The sequence below is a fragment of the Actinoallomurus acanthiterrae genome (assembly GCF_054775715.1).
The window spans coordinates 12,396,749-12,421,313 of sequence record NZ_BAAHCO010000001.1 but is presented as its reverse complement, the minus strand read 5'-3'; the positions used below and the strand labels follow the sequence as shown (position 1 = coordinate 12,421,313).

Sequence of the window (24,565 nt, the reverse complement as noted above, 5' to 3'; positions counted from 1 at the left end):
CTGTGGGTAGAGCCATGGGCTGTCCTCACCCGCTTGGAATCGATCGATCGCGATGAGCGCGTCCGCTTCCATGGCGTGTGATGGGGGCGGCGAGATCCGACACAACGCCTGAATGTCACTGACGGGCGAGGGTGTTCGTTCTGCGCTGTGCCGTCAGGCGGGAAAATTCCCGTGTGACGGGACAGCGCAGAACGAGGGCAGCCGTCCCGGGCGGAAAAGAGTCTCGTAATCCACGGCGAATCGCCTCGGCTCAGTCACCGCCCGAGAGGGTGCGATACGACGCGAGGCCCCCAGAAGTGACTTCTAGGGGCCTCGGCCAGGGGACGCGGTCAGACGCGCTCTATGTGTAAGCAGCATGTTGCGTAGTGATTATCCGAATACGGTGAGTGGGCGTGGTGCAGGCTGTTCATCGCGCGGCCTCGTCGTCGAAGGTGAGCGGGTCGCGGCGCAGCACGACCTTGGTGGTCTTGGCGGCGTACGCCCTCGGGGCGTCGTTCCAGTCGGCCGCGAGGCTGGTGACCTGCTCGGCGGGGAAGCCGGTGCGGGCGACGAACTCCAGCAGGGTCGGCAGGGTCGCGCGGGCGTGAGAGACGCCGACGCGCAGGGTCGCGTCGGTCGCGTACATCTGCATGAGGGGCACCCGGGTGCCGGAGGCCAGGTAGTAGCCGACCGCGGTGCACACGCCTCCCGGGGCCAGCGCGTGGACGGCCCGTCGCAGTCCGGCCGGGCGTGAGGTCGCCTCGACGACGACGTCGTACGCCGGCCGGGTCCGGCCACCGCGGCGCGGACCCTTTTCGGCTAGTGGCCGGGTGCGCGCGCCGAAGGATTCGGCCAGGTCCCGGCGTCGGGGGTTGTCGTCCAAGTAGTCGACGACGCTCGCGCCGTGCGTGACGGCGAGGCCCGCGGCGTACAGGCCGATGCTCTTGGCGCCGCCGCCCAGGATCAGCACCGATCCGCCCTCCCGGTCGGCCAGGGGCGGGACGATGGCCCGCCAGGCGTCGGAGAGGTTGTCGCCGGCCGCCGCGACCCGCAGGGCGGGGACCCCGTCGGGGACGGGCACGAGCATGTGGTCGGCGTACGGGACGCGCAGCCGGTCGGTGATAACGCCGCCCCAGGGACCGCTGGCCGGCCCGAAACCGAACGCCGCCAGGGTGCTGCGCGCCGTGGTGGTGCACTTGGACGTCAGGCCGCGCCGGCACCGTTCGCACGAGCCGCACGAGATCGCCCAGGGTACGACGACCGTCTGCCCGACCCGTACGTCGCGTACGTCGGCTCCGACCGCGGTGACCTGGGCGACGCACTCGTGGCCGATCGCGAACGGTCCCTTGAAGGGGACCGGCCCGCAGATGGACGCCACGACCGGGTCGACCATGCCCAGGGCGATTCCGGCCTGGAGCGCGCGCGAGACCGGACGGTGGATCGGCAGCGTGTCGCCGTCGCAGCGGCCGACGACGAACGGGCGCACGATCGCGTCACCTGGGTCCTCCAGCGTGACCTCGTCGCACTCATGCCAGGCCAGGCGGCCGCTGCGCTGCAACCGCAGCTCACGCATCGGCGACTCCTCATTCCCTCGACGACCCGTTTATGACAGTCGTCATAAACACGGGCCACGCTAGACTATGACGGTCGTTATAGCCAGGGGGAGTGCGCGTGCCCAGGACCGACCCGCAGGCCCGGGAGCGGATCGTGGCCGGCGTCGCCGACATGATCAGCCGGCGCGGCCTCAACGCCACGAGCATCCGCGAGATAGCCAAGCACGCCAATGCGCCGCTGGGCTCCACGTATCACTACTTCCCCGAGGGCAAGCAGCAGCTGGCGACCGAGGCCGTCCGCTACGCCGGTGAGACGGTCGCCCGCAGACTGCGCACGGACCTTCAGGCGGGGCCGGTCGCGGGGCTGCGGTCGTTCCTCACCCTGTGGCGCAAGATCGTCCTCGGTACGGACTTCCATGCCGGCTGTCCGGTGCTGGCCGTCTCCATCGAAGAGCCGCCGACCGAGGAGATCCCGGCCCCCGTGGTGGCCGCGGCGGAGGTCTTCGACGAGTGGGAGAGCCTACTGGCCGCCTCGCTGCGGGAGCACGGAGCCGAAGATCGGCAGGCGGCGCAGCTCGCGACACTCATCGTCGCGGCCGTCGAGGGCACTGTCGCCATGTGCCGCGCCAAGCGCAGCATCGAGCCTCTCGACCGCACCGCCGAACAGCTCCAGGCCCTCGTCAGCAGCGCGATCACGGGCTGAACCGGCCTCTCCGACACCGTGCTCGTACAGATCTGCGGCCTGTACGTACATGCTGCATGTATGTATGGTGAGCGGCATGATCAAGATCGGTTTGCTGCTTCCCACCCGTGAGGCCGCGATGAGCGGCGACTGGCAGGTCTCGCGGCTCATCGACTTCGCCCGCCGGGTGGAGGCCCTGGGCCTCGACTCCGTCTGGGCCGGGGACTCGCTTACGGCCCGGCCCCGCGTCGAGCCGCTTACCCTCCTGTCCGCGGTCGCCGCCGCGACGACCACCCTCGAGGTCGGCACGGCCGCGCTGACCGGCGCGCTGCGGCAGCCGCTGCTCGCCGCGCACGCGATCACGACCCTGGACCTGGTCAGCGAGGGCCGGCTGACGCTCGGTCTGGGCGCAGGGTTCCCCTATCCGCAGACCGAGGCGGAGTTCACCGCTGCCGGCGTGCCCTTCGCCGAACGGCTCGGCCGGCTGCTGGAGACCGTACGGCTGTGGCGTTCCCTGTGGAGCGCCGACCGGCCGGACGTCTTCGAGGGCCGGTACTGGCGGTTCGAGGGGCTGGCCGGCCTGCCCGACCCCTTCCGGCCGGGCGGCCCCGCGCTCTGGCTCGCCGGTGCCGGTCCGCGGGCGGTAGACCGCGTCGGGCGGCTCTTCGACGGCTGGCTGCCCTATCTTCCCGAGCCGGAGGAGTACGGGCGGCAGCGCGCGGAGATCGAGGAGGTCGCCGCGGCGGCGGGCCGGGATCCCGCGACGGTCACCCCCGCGCTCTACGTGACCGTCCTTCCGCAGGACGACCCGGCACGTGCCCGCGCCGACCTGGACTCCTACGTGCGGGCGTACTACGGCGCGTCCCTCGACGACATGTCCCGGCTGCAGGCGTTCGTCGCCGGGACGCCGGAGCAGTGCGCCGAGCGGCTGGCCGCGTACGCCGACGCCGGAGCCCGGCACATCGTCATCCGCGTCGGGTCCCTCGACGCGCTGCCCCACCTGGGGACCGTCGCCGAGATCGCGGACGCCGTACGGAAGTCGGTGAGCGTCCGATGAACCGCGAGGAGGTCGTGGCCGGGCTGTCCGGCCAGTACGCGGTCTTCGCCGCGCTGATCGACGGCCTGACCGCGGAGGAGTGGGACACCCCGACCCGGTGCACCGGATGGCGGGTCCGTGACGTCGCCGGTCACGTCGTCGGCAACGCGGTCGACACCGCGAACGGCGTCGCCGGCACGCGTACGCCGGACGAGCAGGCGCGGGCCTTCCGAGGCAAGGTCCCGGACGATCTCGCCGCCGAACTGCGATCGGCCGCCGGACGCCTCATCCCGCTCCTCGAGACCCTGAACGACCGCGTCTGGGCCCGCCCGAGCCCGGTCCCCGGCCGGTCGATCGGGAACGGCGTCCACGCGATCTGGTACGACGCGTTCGTGCACGGCGACGACATCCGCGCGGCGCTCGGCCGGCCCGAGGATCGCGGACCCGGGCTCGCCGGAAGCGTCGACTGGCTGCGCGAAGAACTGGAGCGGCTCGGCCGGGGGCCGTACCGGCTGGTGCTGGACGGGCTCGGCGAGTACGCGGTCGGCGCGGGCGGTCCGGTGCTGCGCGGGGATCCGTTGCGGTTCACACTCGTCGCGACCGGGCGGGCCGATCCGGCGGAGTTCGGGACGGACGCCCGTGTCAACGTGCACCTACCATGATCCTATGAGTCGCAAGGTGGAGCAGGGCGAGGTGACGCGCGCGGCGCTCGTCGACGCGGCCGTCGCCCTCTTCACCGAGAAGGGCTACGCCGACACGTCGACCGCGGAGATCGTGCGGCGGGCCGACGTGACGCGTGGCGCGCTCTACCACCACTTCGCCGACAAGGAAGAGCTGTTCCGCGCGGCCCATGAGGCGGTGGAGAAGGACATCTTCGAGCGGGTACGCACGGCGGCGGAGAAGGCCGAGGGCGGGGGTGTCGAGCGGCTGAAGGCGGGCGTCGACGCGTTCCTCGACTCCTGTCTCGAGCCCGTGGTCCGGCGCATTCTGCTGACCGAGGGGCCGCTGGTGCTCGGGTGGGAGCGCTCGCTCACCTTCGACAACCCGTACTGCTCGCGGCGGCTGCTGCGGGCCGCCGTGGGGGAGCTGCGCCCCGGCGAGGAGCCCGAGCCGCTGGCCCACCTGCTGTACGGCGCGATGCTGCAGGCGGGGCTGGTCGTCGCGGCCGACCGGGAGCGGCGTGTGGTGATGGGGCGCTCGTTGTCGGACCTCATCGATACTTTGTTCGAGGGATCGCTGGGTTCCGGCTGACGCGGCCCTCCGCGTGCGCTACCGTTGGGACGACTTCGAACACAGATTCGATGTCCTGTCCGCGCACGTCTTGAGGAGGCGGGGCCGGTGGCGACTCTCACCGCTCCGGGCGCGACACGGTGCCGTTCGCGTCGTCGCGCGACACGCCGTAGCGCTTTCTACGGAAATCTACGACCGCAGCTATATCCCCTCATAGAGTCCGAGAGCGTGGACCCCGTCCGTAATCCGTACGCCCCCGGCGCGGGGCAGCGCCCCCCGGAGCTCACCGGACGCGACCGTGAGCTGCGGCAGTTCGAGGTGGTCCTCGAACGCGTCGCGCACGGCCGTCCCGAGCGCAGCATGATCCTCACCGGCCTGCGCGGCGTGGGGAAGACCGTGCTGCTCAACACGTTCCGCTCCATGGCGATCCAGAAGCTGTGGGGCACCGGCAAGATCGAGGCCCGGCCGGACCAGTCGATCCGCCGCCCGTGGCCTCCGCCCTGCACATGGCGGTGCGCGAGCTGGCCCCACGGCACCGGGCGCCCGACCGCATCGAGGAGTTCCTCGGCGTGCTCAAGGCCTTCGCGCAGGCCGACGCCGAGCCGCCCAAGGGCAAGGCGGCGCCGCGCCGGTGGAACCCCGGCATCGACGTGCCCGCGGCACGCGGCCGGGCCGACTCCGGCGACCTGGAGATCGACCTGACCGAGCTGTTCGTCGACGCCGCGTCGGTGGCCACCGACCTCGGGGTCGGGATCGCGCTGTACGTCGACGAGATGCAGGACATCCCGGCCGACGACGTCTCGGCGCTGTGCGCGGCCTGCCACGAGCTGTCCCAGAACGGCGGCCCGCTCATCGTGGTCGGCGCGGGGCTGCCGCACCTGCCGGCGGTGCTGTCGGCGAGCAAGTCCTACTCCGAGCGCCTGTTCCGGTACGCCCGCATCGACCGGCTGGACCGGGAGGCCGCCGACCTGGCGCTGCTGGCCCCGGCCGAGCGCGAGGGCGTGATCTTCACCCCGGACGCCCTCGACGCCCTGTACGAGGCCGCGGACGGCTACCCGTACTTCGTGCAGGCGTATGGCAAGGTGGCCTGGGACATCGCGCCGGAGAGCCCGATCAACGACGGCGACATCAAGGTCGCGGCGCCGGAGGCGGAGGGGGAGCTGGCCGTCGGCTTCTTCGGCAGCCGGTACGAACGCGCGACCCCGGCCGAGCGTGACTACATGCGCGCCATGGCGTCGCTGGGCGACGACCCGGTGCTGACCGCGACCGTCGCCGACGAGCTGGGCCGTAAGCCGTCCAGCCTCTCGCCGGCCCGGGACGGTCTGATCAAGAAGGGGCTCATCTACAGCGCGGAGCGCGGGCTGGTGGCGTTCACCGTCCCGCACTTCGGCCATTTCCTCAGGTCACAGCCGGTCTGAGGCTCCGCTACCACTGTCTATCCCACTCTTGGAATGCTCCTAGAGAGCTGTAGAGAGTGCCATCGGGTTGCCGTCTCGACAGGAATATACGGCTGTCTAGTCGCCCTCCTAGAAAGCCGTAGAAAAGGCGATGGCCGCCCGGTGGTCTCCGCCGGACGGCCGTCGAGGGCTTTATACGCATGTCTAGCGGTGCGCGAAGACACCCTTATATAGCGGCAGAGACGCCGATGAGGTCGGCGGTGCGGACCACCTTGGCGAACCGCCCATGGTGCAGGCTCGCGGCCGTGGCGCGGGTGAGCTCCTCCGCCGTCACCGTCTCGCCGTCCGGGCCCACGGCGTCGAACGTGTGCATCGCGTCGATCGGGTAGAGCACGTCGTACCCGAGGTTGCCGCCCATGCGGGCCGTGGTCTCGTTGCACATGTTCGTCTGGATACCGGCGATCACGAGCTGGCCGATCCCGCGCTCGCGGAGCCAGCCGTCGAGGTCCGGCTTGCCGTAGAACGCCGAGTTGACGTTCTTGGTGACGAACAGGTCGGGCCGGGTGTCCCCGAACGCCTCCAGCACCACGTCCTTGAGCTCGTTGCCGGGAGACCCCGCCGCGAGGGGCGAGCCCGGACGGCTGTCGTGGCGGACCAGCACGATCGGGCGGCCGGTCGATCGCCAGGCCCGGATCAGGGCCACGATGTTCTCCTCGGCGGCCGGGTTGTCCCGGCGGCCCCAGTACTCGTCCTCGAAGCCCTTCTGGACGTCGACGACGATGAGCGCGCTGTTCTCGGTGAGTTCTGTCATGTCATCGAGCATCCCGCCGACGATGGACGGCCACGAGTGGCACAAATGTCGATGTGCGGTACTTTTCTGCCATGCGCACCGTCGGCGTCGTCCTGTGCGACGGCATCCGCCCGTTCGACTACGGCGTGATCACCGAGGTGTGGGGCGTCTCCCGGCCCGCGTGCCCGGGCTTCGAGCTGTGGCGCTGCGGCGAGGCGCCCGTCGCCGTCCAGCACGGAGTGACGATCACCCCCGACCACCCGCTGACCGCGCTCACCGAATGTGACCTCGTCGTGGTGCCCGGCCGCGTCGACGCCCTCGCCCCGGTGTCCGGCGCGGTCCTCGACGCGCTGCGCGCCGCCCACGAGGCGGGGGTGCCGATCGCGTCGCTGTGCGCCGGGGCGTTCGTGCTCGGCGCGGCCGGCCTGCTCGACGGCCGCCGCGCGGTGACCCACTGGGCGCTGACCGACGCGCTGGCCGAGCGGTACCCGGCCGCCCGCGTTCGGCCCGACGTGCTGTTCGCCGAGGACGGCGGCATCTGGACCTCGGCGGGCACCGCCGCCGGCATCGACCTGTGCCTCCACCTCGTACGCCAGGCGTGCGGCGCCGCCGTCGCGAACTCCATCGCCCGGCGCATGGTCACCGCCGCGCACCGGGAGGGCGGCCAGGCACAGTTCGTCGAGCACCCGGTCCCCGTCGCGGCCACCGCCCAGTCCGCCGTCGCCGACACCCTCGAATGGGCCCGCCACCACCTGGCCGAGCCCCTGTCCGTCGCCGACCTGGCGCGGCGATCCGGCACCGCCCCCCGGACGTTCGCCCGCCACTTCACACAGCTGACCGGCACGACCCCCGCGCACTGGCTCATCCGGCAGCGGGTCGCCGAAGCGCAGCGACTGCTGGAGACCACCGACCTGGCGGTGGAGCAGGTGGCGGCGCGGACCGGATTCGGCACCGCCACCATGCTCCGCCGCCACTTCGCGCGCGTCGTCGGCGTCCCGCCCACGAGCTACCGCCGCACGTTCGCCGGCTCGTCGCCGAACCCGTAGTCCTTCAGCGTCAGGCCGTTGACGACGTCGTTGAGGCGCTCGAGACCCTCCTCGTACCGCTCGATCTCCGCCTCCGGGCCGGTCGCCTCCTCCATGCGCTCCCGGTTGTCCAGCGCCAGGGCCTGGTTCTTCGCGACGAAGTCGCGCAGCTCCCCCTCGTACGCCGCGAACGCGGCCCGGTGGTCGCCGTCGGCCACCGCGAGCTCGCCCGCCAGGACGTACGCGCCGATGAGGGCCATGCTCGTGCCCTGCCCGGTCATCGGCGACCCGCAGTAGCCGGCGTCGCCGAGCAGCACGACGCGCCCGCGCGACCAGTGGTCCATGTGGACCTGGGACATGGAGTCGAAGTGGAAGTCGGGCGCGTCCCACATGTACTTCAGCGCCGTCGGGAACACCCAGACGTCGCCGACGCGCTCGGCCAGGAGCCGCTTCTGCGCCTCGACGTCCCGGAAGTCGTAGTCGATCGGCTCGTCCGTCTCGAAGCCGACGTAGACCCGGACCTCCGTGTTGCCCCGCGCGCTCATGATGCCGCCGCCGACGCTCTCCGCCATGCAGAACGTCTGCCAGCGGTCGAGGTTCAGGAAGTTCGGCGCGGTGTACACCGCGACGTACGTCCCGAGGTGGCGGAGGAAGTCCGACTCCGGGCCGAACACCAGCCGGCGGACGTTCGAGTGCAGCCCGTCGGCGCCGACGACCAGGCCGTACGAGCGCGTGCGACCGCTCTCGAACGTGACGTGCACCGTCTCCTCGTCCTGGGCGATCGCGGCGATCGAGTCGTCGAACAGGTACTCCACCCGGTCCCCCACCGCGTCCCGCAGCAGCATGATGAGGTCGTCGCGCATGACCTCGACGTCCGGGCTGTCGAGGTCTCCGCCGCTGAAGGTGCGCTCGGTGCTGGAGTAGATCTCGTTCCCCGCCGCGTCGACCGCCGACGAGCCGCGCATGTCGGTCTTGAGCTCGCGCAGGCCGGGTAGGACGCCCATCCGTTCGGCGACGGTGAGCGCCGGGCCGCGTACGTCGATCGCCTGCCCGCCGGGCCGGGGCTGAGGCGACCGCTCGACCACCGTCACGTCGAAGCCGGCACGGACCAGCCAGTACGCCTGCGCCAGTCCGGCGATGCCGGCGCCGGAGATGAGAACGCTCGTGTTCCGCATGAGGTACCCCCTGTGGGCCGATTCGGATCGGCGCGGTGTCCCCCGCGCCGATCCGAATGTCGCCCACACCGCGCACCGTCGGCTGACAGCACGCTGGCGGCCGCCGCCGTACGGGCGTCAGTGATCGCTCAGCGGCGTGTCAGATTCCTCCCAACCAGCCTGCTCTCCCCAACCAACCGACCCCGACCGACCTCCCGGCCCGACCGACCTCCCGGCGTCAGACGGGGCTGTGCACCCGCTGGGGACCGGAGTCGTCGTCCTGCCTCTCCCAGCCCGGATCCCACGCGACCCCCGCGCGTACGGCCGCCGGCCCGCCGTCGACCGGGACGGAGAACACGACCTCCACGGGCCGACCGTCCACCTCGGCCGGGTACGCGAGGTAGCGGTGGCACAGCTCGCGCCACACGTCGGTGGGCTCCGCCGAGGTCAGGGACGCCGCGTGCTCCCGCCAGGCGGCGCTGGGCCGCAACGCGGCGTACGTCGTGTCGAGGGGGACGTCGCGGAGCTCGCAGGGCACCGGATGGCGGATCCGCTCGATGACGGCCACCACCTCGGGGGACAGGGCCAGGAACACGACGAGGCTCACGGCGAGCAACGCCAGGGACCGGCCCCCCGCCGAGCTGATGATCTCCGCGCCGGTCCGCGGGACACCGGCCGACACGACGGCCGTCGCCGTCAGGACCGCCGCCCGGATCACGCCGAGGCGTCCCACCGGAGTCGTGCCGAGACGGCCGAAACACCCGCACTTCTCCTCGGATCCGCGCCGGACCAGGTCGGCCACCACCGCCGTCGCGGTCGCGAAGAACACCACGCCCGCCAACCGGACCACGAGCAGCGGAGTCGTCAGCAGCAGTGTTCCGAGCACCACCTCGGCGGCCGCCACGGTCAACGTGAAGGCCTCACCCCGGTACCGCCCCATGCCGTCCCCGTGGGGGAGCGCCTTCGCGGCACCGGCGACCAGGAGGACGACGGCCAGGAACGGGATCTGCACCTCGCGGAAGAGCTCGGTCATGGGCGGTCCACTCGTACGGTGACGTTGAAGCAACCGGCGTCCAGGTCACCGCCCAGATCGACGAACGCGCTCCGGGACAGTTCGACGACCCGGCCGCGCGGGGAGGTGCCGCACCGCACGCAGCGGTCGCAGAAGCGCGCGGCCAGGCAGCCGCACTCGATGATCGGTACGCGGGCCTCCCGGCCTGTGCACTCGTTGCGGACCCACAGCTCGCTGCCCAGCGAGAGGTACGGCAGCCGGACGCCCGGGCCGGTGCCGCAACCGCCGCCCTGGCCGTGCGGGTCGAGGGCCGGGTACGCCGCACCGTGTGCGCCGCCGGGATCCTCGTACCAGGTCGCCGTGCCGCGCAGGACCCGTGGGGTCGTCCGGCGCGGCGGCGGGGCGACGGCGTGCGGGGCCGGCTGGGGCGACGAGCGCAGGGGCCGGAGCCCGAGGATCTCCCGGCCCCGCCGGATGCCGATCACGTCGAACATCGCCCCCGGCTCGAGGTGCGGATGGCGCACCTGCACCCGGCGCAGGGCGTCGTCCGGAATCGTTACGGTCAGCTGCCCACGATGCGGTCCGGCGTCCACGTCGAAGCGATTCCCGACCCGTTCGGTGATGACACCGGTGACCCGTGCGACGTCGACCCAGATGCGCTCCGCGGCCAGGCCGCCCGCCTCCGTCGGACGCACCACCGCGCGCCGCCCAGGGCGCAGCGCCGTGAGCTCGGCCTTGCCGTCGTACCAGATCGAGACCGCGGCCGACATCGGCAGCCGCACTTCGGAGCCGTCGGGCCTGGTCAGCACCAGGACGTGCGGGCTGGCGTCCACGATCACACCCTCGATGGCACGCCGGGGCCACGAATCGTCGTCGTCGAGACGGTCCAACGGATCACTGAGCACCGCCTGCCGGAGCCGGCGTCGGCGGTGCATTAAATCGCGGGATGGCAGCATGGGGGAAGCTCCGAACATCGATGAAACGCTCATGGCCGTTCGCGACGGGAAGTCGCACGTCAAGACTTACCCCGTGCGTTCCTTCTGTCGACTCCTTTGTCCAAATCGGCCAAAGATGCCGAGAGGTATACGTGACGTTTTTTCGCGATTACTGTGCGCGTGGTTGGCCGAAACATGAGGTACGAGTTGATCCGTAATTACGATCTTCGTGCCATCGTCGGCATCGTGTCGATAAGAACGCACCGACCTGCCAGGCGGTGAAGTGGGCGCAGCATCGCACGATGAGTTCCGCGACTTCGTCGCGGCACGGCGCCCCACGCTCCTGCGCGCCGCCCTCCTCCTCACCGCGGACCGTACGGAGGCGGAGGACCTGCTGCAGGCCGCCCTGGCCAAGACCTACCTCGCCTGGGACCGGATCAAGGACCGTACCGCCCTCGACGGCTACGTACGCCGGGCCATGGTGAACATCAACATCTCCTGGTGGCGGCGGCGTAGGCTCGAGGAGTATCCGACGGACGAGATGCCCGACACGCCCGTCGCCGACCACACCGACCGCAGCGAACTGCGCGACGTCCTCGAACGCCTGCTGGACCGCCTGCCCGCCCGCCAGCGCACGTACATCAGGATGCGCTACTTCGACGACCTCACCGAGGCCGAGATCGCCGACGCGCTCGGCGTCAGCGTCGGGACGGTCAAGAGCACCGTCTCACGCGCGATGGCCAAACTCCGCGAGGACGCCGACGAGGAGTTCGCCACCCTCGACTGACGCCGCCGTACATGAGACCGCGGAGAGCGACGTTCGCCGTACTCAACGGGCCCGGGGTGCTGACAACGGCCCACGTAGGGGACCAGAATCCGGTTCACACCCTCGAACGCGGGAGGCGCCGTGTGGAGCACGATGCAGGACTATCCGCTGACCATCTCCTCGATCATGCGATACGGCACCCAGGTGTTCGGCGACGCGGAGGTCGGGACCTTCACCGGTGACGGCATGCGGCGCACCTCGTACGCCGAACTCGGCCGTCGCGCCGCCCGCCTGGCGAACGCCCTGCGCCGCCTCGGCGTCCACGGCGACCAGCGGGTCGCCACCTTCCAGTGGAACAACACCGAACACCTCGAGGCGTACCTCGCCGTCCCGTCGATGGGCACGGTCCTCCACACGCTCAACATCCGGCTCGCCGCCGACCAGGTCGTCTACATCGCCGACCACGCCGAGGACGACGTCGTCATCGTGGACGGCACGCTGGTTCCCCTCCTGGCCCCGATGCTGCCGCGGATGAAGACCGTCCGGCACGTGATCGTCGTCGGCGAGGCCGACCCGACGCCGCTGGAGGCCGCCGGCAAGGGGGTCCACTCGTACGAGGCGCTGCTCGCCGCCGAACCCGACACGTTCGACTGGCCGGAGATCGACGAACGCCAGGCCGCCGCCATGTGCTACACCAGCGGCACCACCGGCCACCCCAAAGGCGTCGTCTACTCCCACCGCACCGCCTTCCTCCACTCGATGGCGGCGTGCACCGGCAACGCCTTCGGGCTGTCCAGCACAGACCGCGTCCTCCCCGTCGTGCCGATGTTCCACGCCAACGCCTGGGGCCTCCCGTACGCCGCCCTCATGGCCGGCGCGTCGCTCGTCATGCCCGACCGGTTCCTGCAGCCCGAGCCTCTCGTCCGCCTCATCGAGGACGAACGCCCGACGGTCTCCGGAGCGGTCCCGACGATCTGGAACGAGGTCCTCCGCCACGCCCGGGAGACCGACGCCGACCTCAGCTCCCTCCGCCTCGTACCGTGCGGCGGATCGGCCGTCCCCGAGTCGCTGATGCGGGCGTTCGAGGACCTCGGCGTCCGGATCGTCCAGGCCTGGGGGATGACCGAGACCTCACCCCTGGCCTCGGTGGCACAGCCGCCGCCCGCCTGCCCCGACCCCTGGCGCTACCGCACCACCCAGGGCCGCATCCTGAGCGGCCTCGAGGTCCGCGTCGTCGGCGACGGCGACACGGTCCTGCCCTCCGACGGCACCTCCGTCGGCGAGATCGAGATCCGCGGCGCCTGGATCACCGGCTCGTACTACAAGGACGAGGACCCCACGAAGTTCCACGACGGCTGGCTGCGCACCGGCGACGTCGGCACCATCTCCCCCGACGGCTACCTCGTCCTCACCGACCGCGCCAAGGACGTCATCAAGTCCGGCGGCGAGTGGATATCGTCGGTGGAGCTCGAGAACCACCTCATGGGCCACCCCGACGTCATCGAGGCCGCCGTCATCGGCGTCCCGGACCCCAAGTGGCAAGAACGCCCGCTCGCCTCGGTCGTCCTCCGCGAAGGCGCCACCGCCTCCGCCGACGACCTCCGTGCGTTCCTCGCCGACCGCGTGCCGAAGTGGCAGCTCCCCGAGCGCTGGTCCTTCATCGCCTCCGTCCCGAAGACCTCGGTCGGCAAGTTCTCCAAACGCACCCTCCGCCAGATGTACGCCGACGGCGCCCTGGAGGTCCTCGAAGTCGAGTGAAGAGCGGTCCCCGCTGCCGCTGTCGACGTACGGATCGAGCGAACCGGGGCGGTCAGCGGCGGCTGCGAACCGACGGCGTCGGCGGCAAGGCGTGACAGCGGCCATCGTAAATTGAGCTGAATTCAATTAGGCTGACTGTCATTCCTGCCTGAACGGAGTTCGCGATGTCGTTCGTTCTGATCCATGGCGCCACGATGGGTGCCGACAGCTGGGATCGGCTGGCTCCCCTGCTCGACGGAGACACGCTGGCCGTGGACCTCCCCGGCCGTGGCGCGCGGGGAGACGTCGACGTGCGCGACGTGACGCTGGATGACTACGGCAAGGCGGTCGCCGCCGATATCGCCCGGCGGGATCTGACCGACATCGTCCTGGTCGGCCATTCCTTCGGCGGAGTCACCGTCCCGCGGGTCATGGCGCTGATGCCGGAGCGGATCCGGCACGTCGTGCTGCTGTCCGCGGTCGTCCCCGAGGACGGCACGCGCGTCCTGGACCAGATCGACCCGAGCGTACGGGCCTCGGTGGAGGAGAGCATCGCGGGCGGCGTCTACAGCCTCGGGGCCGACGCGGCCAGAGCGATGCTGTGCAACGACGCCGACGAGGAACAAGCGACGTTCATCCTCGACCGGATCGTCGATGACGCCGCCGCGTTGCTCACCGAGACCGTCGACCTGAGCGGGTATCGCCTGCCAATCCCCCGCACGTACATACAGCTGTCCGAGGACCGCTGTTATCCGCCGGAGCTGCAGACGAAATCGACGCTGCGGACAGCCGCCGACGTGGCCACCCTGAACGCCGGGCACATGGCGATGGTGACCGTCCCGGACCAGGTCGCCGCCGTTCTGAACAGGGTGCACCACTCGTAGCCGACGGGTTCTCGATCGGCTGGAGGCGCCGGGGTATTCCACCGAGATGCTGTCACGTCCGCCATGGCCGTCTCCGGCACGGCACCGCGATCCGGCAGAAGATCCGGGCCGGTCGGCCAACCGCTTTGCCGGTGGGGCCTGACGCCCGGTACGCTGTGTGCGGCCTGGTGGCCACCTGGAGGCTTCGCCTAGTCCGGTCTATGGCGCCGCACTGCTAATGCGGTTTGGGTTTACCGCCCATCCGGGGTTCAAATCCCCGAGCCTCCGCCCAATGATCAGGGCCTTCCCCAGCAGATGACGGGGAAGGCCCTTGATCGTTCCTGGGGGCTCGAACGGCCCCAGTCGCAGTTCCCGTTGCAGTTGCCTTCCCTCGCCCTGACGGATGCCGAGGACGAGGGCGACGGACCAGCGTGCGGCGTTGCGTGTCGCTTGGCGGCATCGAGGATGCGGCGCGCTTCCTCACGCGTGAACGGTTCGATCTCGTGTTCGTCGGCCACGGGCGCGTCGATGAGCCGTGCCACGTTGTGGCCGACCTTGTCACGTCGGAAGCCATCAAACTCCCTGGTCAGGGGTGTTGCGACGGCCCCTCGAATCCGCCACGCACCGGCGGGGCCTTTGTCGTGAGCAGATCCGGCGACCGGGGCGGACTCCTTCCGCCTCAGCACGACGACACCGACTATTGGCTCCTCATTGGCGAGTACAGTCGCGGCCTGCCCTACGATCTGATGACCTTCGAGGAGCGCGACCAGGTCGACGCCGAGCGCACCGACGCGATCCGAGAGACCGTGTCCAGCCTGCCCGAACGGCCCGGTACCCGACGCTAAGGAGCCCCCCAACCGTGAAGATCATCGACCGCGTCAAGACGTACATCCAACAGAAAAAGGGACGCGACCCTCACTCGACCGACCACCCGCTCGACGGAGCGGCCGACCCCGCTCAGCCGGCCGCCGAGTCGGTCGCGGAGCCGGTTGCGGAGCCGGTCACGGAGCCAGCCGCCGAGCCGGTCGCGGAGCCGGCCGCGGAACTGGTCACGGAACCGGCCGCCGAGTCGGTCACGGAGCCGGTTGCGGAGCCGGTTGCGGAGTCGGCCGCTGAGCCGGTCGCGGAGCCGGTTGCGGAGTCGGCCGCCGAGCCGGCCGCAGAACTGGTCACGGAGCCGGCCGCCGAGTCGGTCTCGGAGCCGGTCACCGAGTCGACCACGGTGCCCGCGTGCCCGCGCTGCGGCGCAACCGGCGAGGCGCCCTGCACGACCCCGTCCGGCAAAGCCACGAAGACCCACAAGGGGCGCGAGCAATGAGCAGCGATGCTGCAGACACGCGGCCAGCTGGAAGGGAATGAGTAGGCCCAGGCGATCTCTGCCGGACATGTGGGTGGTCCCAGAACCGGTCGCATCTGTGGCCGAGATCAAATAACAGTCGTTGCTGTACGCCAAGGTCCGCCGACGTTTCGAGATACGCCTGCTCACCTGTGCAGACGCAGACGTCGACGGACGTTGGCGATGAACGGCGGAAGGTTGTTGGACTAACTGCTTATGCGGTTTGGGCTTACCGCCCATCCGGGGTTCAAATCCCCGAGCCTCCGCCCAATGATCAGGGCCTTCCCCAGCAGTGACGGGGAAGGCCCTTGATCGTCTCCGGGGCTCGAACGGGCCCGGTTGCAGTTGCTGTCCCTCGCTCCACAGGGCGGCGGCGAGCCGGTTGCCTGCGTCCTGGACCTGCGGCGGCCACGTGCTCTGGCGGACTCAGATATCGCAACTCTCCGAATCTCTGGGGCTGCGGGGAGTCCGTCGCGGAACACCACATTGCCCGGGCAGTAGTCGCGGTGGCCGGCCAGTTCGGCGTCGGTGTCGACGAGCGGGATCGCCGCTGTCCCGGGCGCAGCTCAGCGCTGAGGGCCCGGAGCGGGGATGCTCCGGGCCCTCAGCGGGTCAGGCGAAGAGCCGACCTCGTACGGTCGTCAGATCCGGCCGGTCACTCAGGGGCAGATCTTCCTCGACTTCGAGCCCGAGTGCTCCCAGCGGAGGATGCCGTCGACGTTGTAGGCGAGCGTCTTCGACTCGACCTTCCACTTCTGGCACTTCGTTCCCGACATCCCGCCGGAGACGAGGTTGTAGAGCGAATGCTTGCCGTGCCTGGAACCGGCGTCGACCTTCTTGCCGTTCCGGTAGAGCTCGAGGCGGTTGTCGATGCGGGCGACGCGGTTGGCCTCGTTCGCGCACTTGATCGTTACCCTGGCCTGTACGACCGTGGTCCGGACCGGGTGCCAGATCTTGGCGCGGAGCTTGCAATGGGCCGGCTTCGCCTTGGCGGTGGCCGGGGCGGCCTTCACGGCGGAGGCGGAAAGGGCGGGGGACTTCGCCGGGGCGGCGGACGTCTCCGCCTGTGCGGTACCGACGCTGAGGAACGCGATCCCGGACAGCGCTGTGGCCGTCAGAATCCGAATACCGAGCTTGCTCATCTTCGTACGTCCTCTCGGTGTGTTCACGAAACCGTGTTCTGCCTTGAGGCGGCCTGGCGACGCGGGCAGCAGGAAAGCGCGTCCTTTCGGGTTTCATCGATGCTTCTTCTGAGTCGGACGCCGCAGGCCGGGGGCAGCGGAACGCGATCACTCTTGCGTGGTGTCGCGGCGAGGGGCAACCGATCTGGAGCGCATCTCCGTCCAGACATTGTCCAGCTGGATATTGGACAATGAATGACCTGGTCAGCGGGCTTGCGATGGAGTCGGCCGCCGGACACGGAAGTGGACTGGAGTCACGGATTCCTGACGCGGACGTCGAGGAATATGGGGTTCTTCTCGGTGAGGAGTAGGCGTTGGTCCGCGTCGGTCATCTTCCAGAAGACGCGGCACCGCGCGGGTGTGGCCGCCGCGTGGACGCGCACCGATATATCGACCGAGTTCCCCGGGTAGACGGTCGGGATCTGAACCATTCTCGGCGCCTGGCAGGGGCTCTGGCCGATCTGCATCAGATAGCGATTCCGCCAGCGCACGCGTCCGGTGTTTCGAATCCTCCATACTTTCGTGAAGTATGCCCCCGCGTTCACGGCGGTGCCATCCGGATAAGTGACGTCACCTTCGAATTGAGAATTGTCACCCGACTCGGAAGCGGCGGGTTTCTGAGTCGCGGACGACCTGGCTACGGCCACGAAAACCGCGACTCCGGTGATCAGGAATCCGGCGATTGTCGCCGCGACGATGGCGACGGGCCGCAACCGGTTGGCCGTCCGAATGGGCGTGCCGTCGGATTCGGTCCGGGCGTCGGCGTCGGCGTCCCGGGCCTGCTCCCAGCGCAGCCGCCACTCGTGCTCCGCCTCTTCCGCGTCCTGGCCCAAGCCGTCCACGGCGAGGACTCGCACGAACTCCCAGGTCGTTCCCCAAGATGGCAGGTCGCGTCCGCGGGCCGCGGCGGCCAGCGACGACTTCGACGCGGCCGCTCCCAAACGGGAGGACATCTGCGCGAACGAAGGGTCGCCCGCGCTGAGTTTCAGCCGCCACAGTTGATCCGCGAGTGCGGCCACGGGGCCGGCCTGTGGATCGGGCCGATCCGGCTTGCGTCCCCGTCGCGCCCCCGCGTCGTCGCCCTTCACTTCCGCTGGTTCTGCCACGCTTCCGACCGCCTGTTCGAACTGCGACCCCACGGCACCGTCCCCGTGCATGACGGGGCATCAAAGTTCGGTCGACCGACTTCCGGTGAATGATGCCATACGGTGACGTATGGTGGCTGGCGGTTGCCTAGGAAGGACCAGGGCGACGGACTGGCGGGGAGCAATGGTTAGCCTGCTTCGCATGATCGATGCTGACCGGCCGCTCCCTTATCGACTCCTCACCGGCCCCGATGACGCAGAGTTCTGCAAAAGGGTCAGCGAAGCCCTCGAACAGGGCTACGAACTCCACGGTTCGCCCGCGGTGACCTTCGACGGGCAGCGAGTGATCGCCGCCCAAGCCTTGGTCCTCCGATCCGATCGGAACACGCGCGATGGCGTCGACTGAGCCCGAGCCTTCCGCGCTCACCGTCGGGCCGGCGGCCGTCCGGCGCGATGCCGCCGCGGACCACTGAGGTACCAGGGCTGCTATACAGCGCCAGGTCCTGCGAACATGCGCGAGCGCCCGGAGGGGCTTCCTCCGGGCGCTCGGGGGTTCGTCAGGAGAAGAGCTGGCCGCGTACGGCGCCGCCGGGGAACTCGGCGCTGTGCAGGTTGGCGTAGAAGGCGGACGGGTTGGAGCGGATCTCGCCGACCACGGCCGGGTCGATCCCGGTGGCGGTGCCGGAGATCGCGAACACGTTGCTCGGAACGGGAGTGGTGAACAGCGGGACGACGACCGGGCCGTTGACGCCGAACGCGCCCTTGTGGATGTGGCCGAGGGTCGGCGTGACGCCGAGCCAGGCGAAGGAGTAGCCGACCCGGTTCCCCTGCGGCCGGATGAACGCGACGGCGCGCCCGTCGGGGTCGCCGACCTTCGGGCCGCCCGCGACCGGGACCTCCTGGTCGCCCGCGAGGAAGGCGCGTGCTCCGCCGCCCTTGAGCAGGGACAGCAGGTCGGCCGAACGGTTCAGGGGAATGAGCTGCCCGCGTACGGCGCCGCCCGGGAACTCCTTGCTGTGCAGGTTCAGGTAGAAGCCCGACGGGTTGGTGCGGAGGCCGTCCGCGACCGCCGGGTCGGTGACGGTGACGGCACCGGCCGCGGCGTCGGCGGTGTCCGGCATCGGGCTCGTGAACAAGGGCACCTTGACGTCGCCGTTCTTTCCGGCGACGCCCTGATGGATGTGGCCGAGCGTCGGGGCGCCGATGTTCTTCCAGCTGAAGGCGAAGGTGATCCGGTCGCCCTGGACCCGTACGACGCCGGTCGCGCTGCCGTCCGGGTCGCCGACGGCCGGCTTTCCGGCCACCGGGACCTCGTTGCGCCCGGACAGCCGGGCGGCCAGGAACACCGGCTTCTGACGGGCCCGCGCGATCGCGGCGTTCAGATCGGGTTGGGAGTCCGGGGCGCTGCTCGCCGCCGCGCTCGGCATGTTCATGCCCGGCATTCCGGGCATGGACGGCCCGGGCGTCTGGGCGGACGGCGAGCCGTACGCGGCGGGGTTTCCGGACTCGGCCTGGGCCGCGGTGGTGCCGAGCGCGCCGAGGGCGAGTGCCATGGCCGGGACGGTGACGGTACGAATACGCATTTTTTCCACTCTCCGTTCGCTGATTCGCCCGGGAGTACGTCGGTCGTCGACCGCCCGGTTCAACGAAGAATTATTTTTTTCGCATTGAACCCTCCCGGCTTCGCGCCCCGTACCGCATGCCGACACGCAGATCTCGGCTACGTCAGGGAGCAGTTCTCATGCGCGCACGATTCGCCGTCCTCGGTACCGCACTCGTCCTCGGTCTCGCCGCGTGCGGCGGCGGTGGAACCGAAGCCCGGCACCACTCCGCAGCCTCGGGCGATTCGGCGGTGAGCGTCAAGGTGAGCCAGTCCAGTCTCGGCCCGATTCTGACCGACCGGAAAGGGCGGACCCTGTACGCGTTCGCCAGGGACAAGAACGGCGGCAGCAGCTGCAGCGCCGACTGCGTCGCCACCTGGCCGGCGCTGACGAGCCAGAGCGCGGTGACCGCCGCGAGCGGCGCGAACAGCACGCTTCTCGGCCAGACCCGCCGCGCGGAGGGCACGACTCAGGCCACGTACGGCGCCTGGCCGCTCTATTACTACGCCGGGGACATGAACGCCGGAGACGTCGACGGGCAGGGCGTGGACGGCGTCTGGTTCGCCGTGGGCGCCAACGGAAAGCTGGTCAAGACCGCGCAATAGTGACTGGAGGCGGGGCGCAGCTCGTATCGATCGTCGCGATAAGCCGGGTATATCGGCCCGGCTTTTTCGCGTTCTCTACTATCTGAGCGGTCAGACCGGTATCCGCAGGAGCGTTCCGCCATTTTCGATCGATACCTCGAAGCGGACGATCTGTGAACGCTGAGCAGCGGTTCCGCCGTGCACCTGAAGATGCGTCGGGGAGCCCGGAACGCCATATCCCTTCGGCGGGACGGCCCATTCCGTCACCGCACTCCGCTGTCCGGAGCGCGTCACGGCGACCAGCCGGCAGGTCAGCGGCCCCCGGATGCCGGCCAGGTCCAGCGCCACCCGCGTACCCCACGGTCGGCCGTCTGTCGCCACCGTCCCGCTCGCGTGGGTGACCGGGTCGGTCGCGGAGTGGCGTTCGCCACTGGCCAGCAGGTCCGCCGCCGGACTGCCGTGATCGTGCGTCGGCGCCGGCGAGTTCGTGAGGGCCGCGCCGATCGTGACACCGCCCGCGACGATGGCCGCTCCCGCGGCCACTCCGATGAGGAGAGTGCCGCGCCGGCGGCGGCGCGCGGCCTGGCGCCGACGGCTCAGCAGGTCGGCGACGCCCTCCGGTGGCACACCGGGCGCACTGTCTGTCGGGGCGATCTCCGTGAGCAGGGTTCGCATGCCGCCGAGGCTCTCGACCTCCGCGCCACAGGACGAGCACCCGGCGAGATGCTCCTCGAACGCGCGGCGATCGTCCTCCTCGAGGAGACCGAGCACGTACGCGCCGACGTCGGTGTGCTCGACGCTCATCTGGACACCTCCCCGTCCGCGTGGCGCGGCGCCGCCTCGACGCCCGGAGCACGTCATCGACCCTGTCCCTCACCGTATCCGTGGATGGGCCGGACACCCAGCGCCGGCCGCCGACGAAGGGCGCCCGGCACCCGTACACAGGGCGCACAGCACGTGTAACCGACGAAGGGCACACGGCACCCGTCACAGGCGAAGGGCGTACGGCACACGTCACAGGCGAAGGGCGAGCAGCGTCCGCCCGTCGTTCGCGATCACGTCGAAGCGGGCGAGGTCGGCGCGGGCGACGGCGGTGCCGCCGTGGACCTGCAGGTGTTCCGGGGCGCCGGGGACGCCGTAGCCTCGTGGCGGTACGGCCCATTCCGTCACCACATGGCGGTGCCCGGCGCGCGTCACCGCCACCAGCCGGCAGGTCAGCGGGCCGCGGACACCGGCCAGGTCCAACGCGACGTTGGTGCCCCAGCCCCTGGTCTCCGTGGCGACCGTTCCCCGTACCCCGGTCCCGGCGTCGGCGGCCGAATGGGCCTCGCCCGACGCGAGCAGGTCGGCCGCCATGTTCTGGTGATCCTCAGCGTGAACTCCGGTCCGCCCCTGGCCCTTGGTGGCGGCGCCGACGGTGATACCGCCCGCGACCAGCGCGATCGCGGCGGCGGCGCCGAGTGCGGCGATTCGCCGGTGGCGGCGCCGCGCGGCCGTCCGGCGATGACGCAACATCTCGACCACGCGGCCGTCCGGTTCACCGCCGTCTTCCGTACGGCGGTCGTCGTCGGCCGGCTCGGCCTCGCGCAGCAGCGTGGCCAGGCCGCCGAGGTCGCGCAGCTCCTCCGTGCACTGGGCGCAGTACGCCAGATGGGTGTCGAAGGCGCGCCGGTCGGGCTCCTCGAGCAGGCCGAGAGCGTAGGCGGCGACGTCGGTGTGCCGAATGTCGGCGTTCATGCCCGCAGCCCCCGCTCCTCCAACGCCAGCTTGAGCGCCCGCAAGGCGTAGTACGTGCGTGACTTGACCGTGCCGACCGGGATGCCGAGGACCTCGGCCGCCTCGTTCACGCTGCGGTCGCGCAGGATGGTCTCGGTGAGGATCTCCCGGTGGGCCGGTGACAGGGCCTTGAGCGCCTCGCTGACGACCACCGATCGCAGCAGCTCCTCCATTCCGTCACCGACCTGGAGCGTCTCCAACGGTCCCTCCCCCGTCTCACTCGGCCGTGCCGCTCTGCGGCGCCGGTCGTCGATGACGATCCGGCGGGCGACCGTCGCCAGCCACGGCATGAGCGAGTCGCCGTCCACGTCGAGCCGGTCGATCGAGTTCCAGGCGCGGATCATCGTCTCCTGGACCACGTCCTCGGCCCAGGAGCGGTCGCCGCCGACCTGCCGGAGCACGAAGGACAGCAGCGGGCGGTGGTACTCGCGGTAGAGCTCGGCGATGACGAGGTCGTCGGCCGGTTCGGTGACCCGCCGGGCCCGCCGGGTCCAGGCCCGCAGCCCGCCTGGGCGGGTGGTGTCATCGGGGACCGGGCGCGGGGAGGGCGGAATCTGCTGCCGCATCGTCGGATCTCCCCGTCACGGCCCGTACGGCTCGGCGGCGCATGGCCCGCGCCTGTGCCACGGCCCCGGTGCCCGGACCAGGGGCGGCCGGGACGATCCCGGCCGCCCCGCCCCCGACGGTTCGACCCCTGCCCGGCCGGCCCATGGCCGTACCACTCCTGCCTGTACGGCCGTGGGCCGTCGAGTCATGGCGATTCCTGCCTTCCGGGTCCACTGTCGGCAGGAAGTACGCGCGTGACCCTCGGCAGGGTTCAAACCGATTCGGTCGGTCTGAACCTAGGGATCAGGGGCGGGTGATCTCGTCGAGGGTCTCGAGGTCACTCGGCTCCGGTATCCAGTTTCCGGCTTCGACGTTGGTACGGACCTGGTCGGGAGAGGTGGCGCCGGCGATCACCGAGGCCACGGCGGGCTGGGCGGCGAGGCCGCCGATGGCGACCTGGAGCATCGACAGGCCGCGCTGGTCGGCGAAGCCGCGGATCGCCTCGATGGTGTCCCAATCGGCGTCGGCGTGGACCGAACGCTTGCTGTCGCCGATCCGTGTACCGGCCGGTGGCTGCTCGTCCCGCCGGTACTTCCCGGTCAGCAGGCCGTTCGCGAGGGGGAAGTAGGGCAGCATCCCGACGCCGTACGCCTCGCAGGCCGGGAGAAGCTCGGCCTCGGGGTCGCGGTGCAGCAGGTTGTAGTAGTTCTGCGCACTGATGAACCGGGCTCCGCCCCCGGCACGGGCGGTGTACTCGGCCTCCACGACCTGCCAGCCGGCGAAGTTCGAGGAGCCGATGTAGCGGACCTTGCCCTCGCGGACGAGCTCGTCGAGGGCGGCGAGCGTCTCCTCGATCGGGGTCACGCCGTCCGGCGCGTGGTACTGGTAAAGGTCGATGTGGTCGGTGCCGAGCCGCCGCAGCGACGCCTCGACCGCCTTGCGGATGTAGCGACGGGAGCCGCGTGCGCCGAAGTCGGGGCCGTTGGCCCCGCGCATGTCCATGCCGAACTTCGTCGCGACGATCACGTCGTCACGGCGGCCCGCGAGGCAGCGGCCGAGGATCTCCTCGGACAGCCCGGGTTCACCGCCGTAGACGTCCGCCACGTCGAACAGGGTGATCCCGGCGTCGAGTGCGGCGTCGATGACCTCCTGGCTGCCTTCGACGGTCTGCGTACGGGTTCTGAGCCGACCGAGATTGTTACAGCCGAGACCGACGACGGAGACCATGAGACCGGAGTCGCCCAGCGGGCGGAAAGCCATATCGGACATGACTGGGAGCCTATTCGAGCAGTTCGTCGCGGGCCGTGGTGGCCGGGTTTCGGGAGCGGAGATCGAGCGGCATCATCGACCCATGGACCAGGAGGACGGGTACCTGTGGGACAACCGCCGAGCCGAGGCCGGGGTCCGGTTCGACGCGCTGACGGAGCTGTTCGACCCGTGGACGTTCCGCCACTTCGACGACATCGGCGTCGCCCCGGGCTGGAGCTGCTGGGAGGTGGGGGCGGGCGCGCCGTCGGTGCCCCGCGAGCTGGCCCGCCGCGTCGGCGAGCGCGGCCGGGTCCTGGCGACCGACATCGACGTCTCGTGGCTGCTGGACGCGCCGGGAGGTCGGCCGGGGTGGGTTGGTCGGGAAAGGCCGGGAGGTCGGTCGGGGTCGGTTGGTCGGGAAGGGCCGGAGGGTCGGTCGGGGTGGGTTGGCCGGGGCCCTGCCGTGGAGATTCGCTCGCACGATGTCGCCCGCGACGAGCCGCCCGCGGAGACCTTCGACCTGGTCCATGCCCGGCTGGTCCTCGTCCACCTCCCCGACCGCGACAGGGCACTGCGCTCGATGGTCCGCAGCCTGCGGCCCGGCGGCGTGCTCCTCATCGAGGATGCCGACCCCGCGCTGCAACCGCTCGCCTGCCCCGACGAGCACGACGCCCCTCAGCGACTGGCCAACCGGATCCGGAGAGGTTTCCGCGAACTGCTGGCCGCACGCGGTGCCGACCTCGGCTACGGGCGTACGCTGCCCCGGCTGCTCCGTACGGCGGGTCTGGAGGATGTACGGGCCGACGCGTACTTCCCGATGACCTCGCCCGCGTGCGGAGTGCTCGAGGCCGCGACCGTCAGGCAGCTCCGCGACCCGCTCATCGCCCACGGCCACGCCACCGCGGCGGAGATCGATGAGCATCTCGCCGCCATCGCCGCCGGTCATGTCGATCTCGCCACCGCGCCGATGATCTCCGCCTGGGGCCGCCGCCCGGACGGCCCGAGTCCCGGGCCGGTGACTTCGGATCATCCCGGGTAGGGTCGTCCCG

The 24,565-nt window shown here is 70.6% G+C and carries 25 protein-coding genes, 1 tRNA gene and 1 pseudogene; 15 read left to right on the top strand and 12 right to left on the bottom strand.

What is annotated here, in order from left to right; translation table 11 throughout:
• Positions 1-406 precede the first annotated feature (406 nt).
• Positions 407-1,552, bottom strand: a complete 1,146-nt coding sequence (locus tag ACYVF7_RS58615) for a zinc-dependent alcohol dehydrogenase (RefSeq protein ID WP_460357373.1) — start codon at positions 1,550-1,552, stop codon at positions 407-409.
• 98 nt (positions 1,553-1,650) lie between these two features.
• Between ACYVF7_RS58615 and ACYVF7_RS58610 the strand changes: the two genes are divergently transcribed.
• The 5 genes and pseudogenes from ACYVF7_RS58610 (at position 1,651) to ACYVF7_RS58590 (ending at position 5,898) form a co-directional block, all read left to right on the top strand.
• Positions 1,651-2,235 (top strand): TetR/AcrR family transcriptional regulator, encoded by a 585-nt coding sequence (locus ACYVF7_RS58610; protein ID WP_460357370.1) that lies wholly within the window; start codon positions 1,651-1,653, stop codon positions 2,233-2,235.
• 76 nt (positions 2,236-2,311) lie between these two features.
• Positions 2,312-3,271, top strand: coding sequence for an LLM class flavin-dependent oxidoreductase (locus tag ACYVF7_RS58605; protein WP_460357368.1), 960 nt, complete (start codon positions 2,312-2,314; stop codon positions 3,269-3,271).
• Positions 3,268-3,912, top strand: a complete 645-nt coding sequence (locus ACYVF7_RS58600; RefSeq protein WP_460357365.1) for a maleylpyruvate isomerase family mycothiol-dependent enzyme — start codon at positions 3,268-3,270, stop codon at positions 3,910-3,912. Before ACYVF7_RS58605 ends, ACYVF7_RS58600 begins: the two co-directional genes overlap by 4 nt.
• Before the next feature lie 4 nt (positions 3,913-3,916).
• Complete coding sequence (locus tag ACYVF7_RS58595; RefSeq protein WP_460357363.1) at positions 3,917-4,501, top strand: TetR/AcrR family transcriptional regulator; 585 nt, start codon at positions 3,917-3,919, stop codon at positions 4,499-4,501.
• Between the two features lie 207 nt (positions 4,502-4,708).
• Positions 4,709-5,898: pseudogene (locus ACYVF7_RS58590) on the top strand (ATP-binding protein).
• Positions 5,899-6,103: 205 nt separating this feature from the next.
• Here ACYVF7_RS58590 and ACYVF7_RS58585 read toward each other — a convergent pair.
• Entirely contained in the window at positions 6,104-6,688 is a 585-nt protein-coding gene (locus ACYVF7_RS58585) for a cysteine hydrolase family protein (protein WP_460357362.1), read from the bottom strand.
• A 71-nt stretch (positions 6,689-6,759) separates the two neighbouring features.
• On the opposite strand from ACYVF7_RS58585, the gene ACYVF7_RS58580 reads away from it, so the two are divergent.
• The gene (locus ACYVF7_RS58580) at positions 6,760-7,713 is read left to right on the top strand and encodes a GlxA family transcriptional regulator (RefSeq protein ID WP_460357359.1); all 954 of its coding nucleotides are present in this window, start codon (positions 6,760-6,762) and stop codon (positions 7,711-7,713) included.
• On the opposite strand, the gene ACYVF7_RS58575 is transcribed toward ACYVF7_RS58580, so the two are convergent.
• The 3 genes from ACYVF7_RS58575 to ACYVF7_RS58565 all read right to left on the bottom strand — a co-directional run bounded on the left by ACYVF7_RS58575 (position 7,674) and on the right by ACYVF7_RS58565 (position 10,793).
• On the bottom strand, positions 7,674-8,867 hold the full coding sequence (locus tag ACYVF7_RS58575) for an FAD-dependent oxidoreductase (protein WP_460357358.1): 1,194 nt from the start codon (positions 8,865-8,867) through the stop codon (positions 7,674-7,676). The two genes, ACYVF7_RS58580 and ACYVF7_RS58575, sit on opposite strands and share 40 nt — an antisense overlap.
• A 217-nt stretch (positions 8,868-9,084) precedes the next feature.
• A complete protein-coding gene (locus ACYVF7_RS58570) occupies positions 9,085-9,879 on the bottom strand; it encodes a MauE/DoxX family redox-associated membrane protein (RefSeq protein WP_460357355.1) in 795 nt (264 codons plus the stop codon).
• Positions 9,876-10,793 (bottom strand): hypothetical protein, encoded by a 918-nt coding sequence (locus ACYVF7_RS58565; RefSeq protein ID WP_460357353.1) that lies wholly within the window; start codon positions 10,791-10,793, stop codon positions 9,876-9,878. Before ACYVF7_RS58565 ends, ACYVF7_RS58570 begins: the two co-directional genes overlap by 4 nt.
• A gap of 283 nt (positions 10,794-11,076) precedes the next feature.
• On the opposite strand from ACYVF7_RS58565, the gene ACYVF7_RS58560 reads away from it, so the two are divergent.
• From ACYVF7_RS58560 to ACYVF7_RS58535, 6 genes are all read left to right on the top strand, one after another.
• Positions 11,077-11,580: a SigE family RNA polymerase sigma factor gene (locus ACYVF7_RS58560; RefSeq protein ID WP_460357351.1), complete on the top strand. Its 504-nt coding sequence runs from the start codon at positions 11,077-11,079 to the stop codon at positions 11,578-11,580.
• A 120-nt stretch (positions 11,581-11,700) separates the two neighbouring features.
• Positions 11,701-13,317, top strand: coding sequence for a fatty acid--CoA ligase (locus ACYVF7_RS58555; RefSeq protein ID WP_460357349.1), 1,617 nt, complete (start codon positions 11,701-11,703; stop codon positions 13,315-13,317).
• 164 nt (positions 13,318-13,481) lie between these two features.
• Complete coding sequence (locus tag ACYVF7_RS58550; RefSeq protein WP_460357346.1) at positions 13,482-14,180, top strand: alpha/beta fold hydrolase; 699 nt, start codon at positions 13,482-13,484, stop codon at positions 14,178-14,180.
• A gap of 177 nt (positions 14,181-14,357) precedes the next feature.
• Positions 14,358-14,447, top strand: a tRNA-Ser gene (locus ACYVF7_RS58545).
• A 155-nt stretch (positions 14,448-14,602) separates the two neighbouring features.
• Entirely contained in the window at positions 14,603-15,004 is a 402-nt protein-coding gene (locus ACYVF7_RS58540) for a hypothetical protein (RefSeq protein ID WP_460357344.1), read from the top strand.
• A 14-nt stretch (positions 15,005-15,018) separates the two neighbouring features.
• Complete coding sequence (locus ACYVF7_RS58535; protein WP_460357342.1) at positions 15,019-15,477, top strand: hypothetical protein; 459 nt, start codon at positions 15,019-15,021, stop codon at positions 15,475-15,477.
• 677 nt (positions 15,478-16,154) lie between these two features.
• On the opposite strand, the gene ACYVF7_RS58530 is transcribed toward ACYVF7_RS58535, so the two are convergent.
• A complete protein-coding gene (locus ACYVF7_RS58530; protein WP_460357341.1) occupies positions 16,155-16,637 on the bottom strand; it encodes a hypothetical protein in 483 nt (160 codons plus the stop codon).
• 293 nt (positions 16,638-16,930) lie between these two features.
• On the bottom strand, positions 16,931-17,782 hold the full coding sequence (locus ACYVF7_RS58525) for an NBR1-Ig-like domain-containing protein (protein ID WP_460357338.1): 852 nt from the start codon (positions 17,780-17,782) through the stop codon (positions 16,931-16,933).
• Between the two features lie 181 nt (positions 17,783-17,963).
• On the opposite strand from ACYVF7_RS58525, the gene ACYVF7_RS58520 reads away from it, so the two are divergent.
• Positions 17,964-18,167, top strand: coding sequence for a DUF1737 domain-containing protein (locus ACYVF7_RS58520; protein ID WP_460357336.1), 204 nt, complete (start codon positions 17,964-17,966; stop codon positions 18,165-18,167).
• Positions 18,168-18,318: 151 nt separating this feature from the next.
• Here the strand turns inward: ACYVF7_RS58520 and ACYVF7_RS58515 are convergent, their stop codons facing one another.
• The gene (locus ACYVF7_RS58515) at positions 18,319-19,344 is read right to left on the bottom strand and encodes a CHRD domain-containing protein (RefSeq protein ID WP_460357333.1); all 1,026 of its coding nucleotides are present in this window, start codon (positions 19,342-19,344) and stop codon (positions 18,319-18,321) included.
• Positions 19,345-19,502: 158 nt separating this feature from the next.
• On the opposite strand from ACYVF7_RS58515, the gene ACYVF7_RS58510 reads away from it, so the two are divergent.
• Positions 19,503-19,967, top strand: a complete 465-nt coding sequence (locus ACYVF7_RS58510; protein WP_460357330.1) for a COG4315 family predicted lipoprotein — start codon at positions 19,503-19,505, stop codon at positions 19,965-19,967.
• Between the two features lie 90 nt (positions 19,968-20,057).
• On the opposite strand, the gene ACYVF7_RS58505 is transcribed toward ACYVF7_RS58510, so the two are convergent.
• From ACYVF7_RS58505 to ACYVF7_RS58490, 4 genes are all read right to left on the bottom strand, one after another.
• The gene (locus tag ACYVF7_RS58505; protein WP_460357328.1) at positions 20,058-20,750 is read right to left on the bottom strand and encodes an anti-sigma factor family protein; all 693 of its coding nucleotides are present in this window, start codon (positions 20,748-20,750) and stop codon (positions 20,058-20,060) included.
• Positions 20,751-20,960: 210 nt separating this feature from the next.
• The gene (locus ACYVF7_RS58500; RefSeq protein ID WP_460357326.1) at positions 20,961-21,683 is read right to left on the bottom strand and encodes an anti-sigma factor family protein; all 723 of its coding nucleotides are present in this window, start codon (positions 21,681-21,683) and stop codon (positions 20,961-20,963) included.
• Positions 21,680-22,288: a sigma-70 family RNA polymerase sigma factor gene (locus tag ACYVF7_RS58495; protein WP_460357323.1), complete on the bottom strand. Its 609-nt coding sequence runs from the start codon at positions 22,286-22,288 to the stop codon at positions 21,680-21,682. The genes ACYVF7_RS58500 and ACYVF7_RS58495 overlap by 4 nt, the downstream gene beginning before the upstream one ends.
• A gap of 283 nt (positions 22,289-22,571) precedes the next feature.
• Complete coding sequence (locus ACYVF7_RS58490; protein ID WP_460357320.1) at positions 22,572-23,537, bottom strand: aldo/keto reductase; 966 nt, start codon at positions 23,535-23,537, stop codon at positions 22,572-22,574.
• Between the two features lie 82 nt (positions 23,538-23,619).
• Between ACYVF7_RS58490 and ACYVF7_RS58485 the strand changes: the two genes are divergently transcribed.
• Positions 23,620-24,555 (top strand): methyltransferase domain-containing protein, encoded by a 936-nt coding sequence (locus tag ACYVF7_RS58485; protein WP_460357317.1) that lies wholly within the window; start codon positions 23,620-23,622, stop codon positions 24,553-24,555.
• Positions 24,556-24,565: the final 10 nt, after the last annotated feature.